The organism is Aeromonas sp. QDB62, from assembly GCF_027705695.1.
GTDB lineage: Bacteria > Pseudomonadota > Gammaproteobacteria > Enterobacterales > Aeromonadaceae > Aeromonas > Aeromonas allosaccharophila.
On the sequence record NZ_JAPDCD010000103.1, the window covers coordinates 1 to 2627 of the forward strand.

2 protein-coding genes are annotated in these 2627 nt (G+C 56.9%); both read left to right on the plus strand.

Features of this window, described 5'->3' with window-relative positions:
* The first annotated feature begins 203 nt into the window (after positions 1-203).
* Positions 204-1766, plus strand: coding sequence for an IS21 family transposase (gene istA, locus OKC27_RS22560; RefSeq protein WP_024945937.1), 1563 nt, complete (start codon positions 204-206; stop codon positions 1764-1766).
* 25 nt (positions 1767-1791) lie between these two features.
* Positions 1792-2547 (plus strand): IS21-like element helper ATPase IstB, encoded by a 756-nt coding sequence (gene istB, locus OKC27_RS22565; RefSeq protein ID WP_024945936.1) that lies wholly within the window; start codon positions 1792-1794, stop codon positions 2545-2547.
* Positions 2548-2627: the final 80 nt, after the last annotated feature.

Genomic DNA, 2627 nt, shown 5'->3' on the forward strand with positions numbered 1-2627 from the left:
TGCGTATTCCCACGCATGGCGATCGCTCAATAACATTCATGCCGATCACTCAATAACATCCATGCCGATCGCCCAATAACATCCCAGGCCGATCACTTTTTTCCTCTATGGGAAACCATGATCGGCATGAATGTTATTGATGACTTCTTCTCCCCGCTTCGTTAAACCCGCACTTTCCAACTGGACCCAAAAGAGGAAAGTGCATGTCTGCGAGGCCTATCACCGTGAGAAAACTCAAAGAAATCCTTCGTCTCAAATATCAGGCTCAACTGGCGCATCGTCAGATCGCCCTCAGCCTGCATATCTCATCCAGCACCGTCTCCTATTACCTCAATCGCGCTGCTCAGTTGGATATCACTACCTGGCCGCTCTGTGAGCGCTGGGATGATGTCACCCTGGAGCGTGCCTTCCTCAGCACCCGCGCGGTGTCCAAAACCCGCCACAAACCGCTCCCTGACTGGGCCGTGCTCCATCAGGAGCTCAAACAGCCCGGTCAAAAAGGGGTAACGCTGGAGCTACTGTGGCAGGAGTATGCCGAGCGCAATAACGGTGCCCACTACAGCTACAACCATTTCTGTCGGCTCTATAAGGAGTGGGCATCGGTGCTGCAACCGTCGATGCGCCAGACCCATATCGCGGGCGAAAAACTCTTTGTCGATTACTGTGGCCAGACCATGCCCATCGTGGATCCTCATACCGGTGAGATCCTCTATCGGGCCCAGGTCTTCGTCGCGGTGCTCGGGGCCTCCAACTACACCTTTGCTGAAGCCACCCGCTCCCAACAGCTTGAGGATTGGGTGATGAGCCACAAGCGGGCCTTTGAGTTTTTCGGCGGCGTCCCGCAACTGGTGGTGCCTGATTGCTTGAAGAGTGCGGTCAGCGTGGCACGCAATACTGACCCGGATCTCAATCCCACCTACCAGATGCTGGCCGCTCACTTCGGCACAGCGATCATGCCCGCCAGGCCGCGCAAGCCGAAAGATAAATCCAAGGCCGAGGTGGGGGTACAGATCGTCACCCGCTGGATCCTGGCGGTACTGCGCCATGAGACCTTCCATAGCCTGGCTCAGCTTAACCAACGGATATCCGGGTTACTGACCCGGCTCAATGAGAAACCCTTCCAGAAGCTGCCCGGTTGCCGCGCATCCATGTTTGCCGAGCTCGATGCGCCAGCACTCAAGCCCTTGCCAGCGTACCCCTACCAGTACACCAAAGTGGTGTCGGTGCTGGTCGGCAAGGATTACCACGTCGACCTGGAGAAGCACTATTACTCGGTCCCTTATGCCTTGCAGGGCAAGCGGCTGGAAGCCCATCTGGCGGAGCGTACGGTCACCCTGTATCACGCGGGTAAGGTCGTCGCTCAGCACCCACGCAGTCATCGCAAAGGCCAGCACAGCAGTCTGCCCGCCCATATGCCAGCGCATCACCAGGCACTGCTGGAGTGCTCACCTGAACGCCTACTGAGCTGGGCCGCGTCCATCGGGCCCTATACCACGCATTGGGTGGATAGTTTTATCCGCCAGGCAGCGCATCCGGCCCAAGCCGTGCGACCTTGTCAGGCCCTGCTGGGACAGAGCAAAAAGTATGGCAAGGCGCGGCTGGAGGCCGCCTGTCTACGTGGCTATCTGACCGGCGCCAACCGGCTGCACCACATCCGCAACATGCTCAAACACGGGCTGGAACAACAACCAGTTGCCACCTCACGCCAGGATCCGTTGCAAGACATCCATCATGACAATGTCCACGGCGAACACTACTTCCACTAATCCATCACTCAACAAGGAAAAGAGCATGCAATTACATCTCGATGAACAACTGAGCACCCTGCGTCTGGGCGGTGTGAAACAGGCGCTGAGTCAGCAACAGACACAGAGCGCGTTGTATCAGGACATGAGCTTTGAAGAGCGGCTGCAACTGCTGCTGAGTCATGAGCTGGTGCAACGGGAGCAGCGCAAAGTTAACCGGTTGGAGAAGCAAGCGCGGTTTCGATTGTCCGGTCAAATTGAGCAGCTGGACTACCGTGCCAGCCGGGGAATAAGCAAAGCGCAGATCCGCCAGCTACTGGAAGGGCAGTGGCTGGCTCATCAGCAAAACCTGCTGCTGACGGGGGCGGCAGGCTGTGGGAAGAGTTACCTGGCCTGTGCGTTGGGCCGCTATTTTATCCGGCAAGGCGTAGCGGTGCGCTACTACCGGCTGAAAACCCTGCTGGAAGAGATGAGACTGGCGCAGGCGGATGGCAGTTATCCGAAGCTGCTGGAGCAGGTGAATAATGTGGGCTTGCTGATCCTGGATGACTGGGGCATGGAGATGCTGGATGCGGCCGAGCGCAGTAATTTGCTGGAGATCATCGATACCCGTTACGGGAGGGTCTCGACAGTGGTTGCGAGCCAACTGCCGGTAGAGAAATGGTATGGGATGATCGGAGAGGCCACATTCGCAGAAGCGATCCTGGACCGGCTGATCCACAGAGCGGTACGAGTAGGTTTGACAGGTGAGTCGATGCGAAAACAGGGCATCAACTTGACCGATGCCGATCAGGCAGAGTAAAAGAAAGACGCAGTTCCTGCGGGTAGAAAAATGGTGATCGGCATGATGTTATTGGCTGATCGACATGATGTTATTAGCCA

Excerpts from the sequence above, each read along its gene's own strand:
- istA (WP_024945937.1), top strand. The coding sequence starts at position 204 with ATGTCTGCGAGGCCTATCACCGTGAGAAAACTCAAAGAAATCCTTCGT.
- istB (WP_024945936.1), top strand. The coding sequence starts at position 1,792 with ATGCAATTACATCTCGATGAACAACTGAGCACCCTGCGTCTGGGCGGT.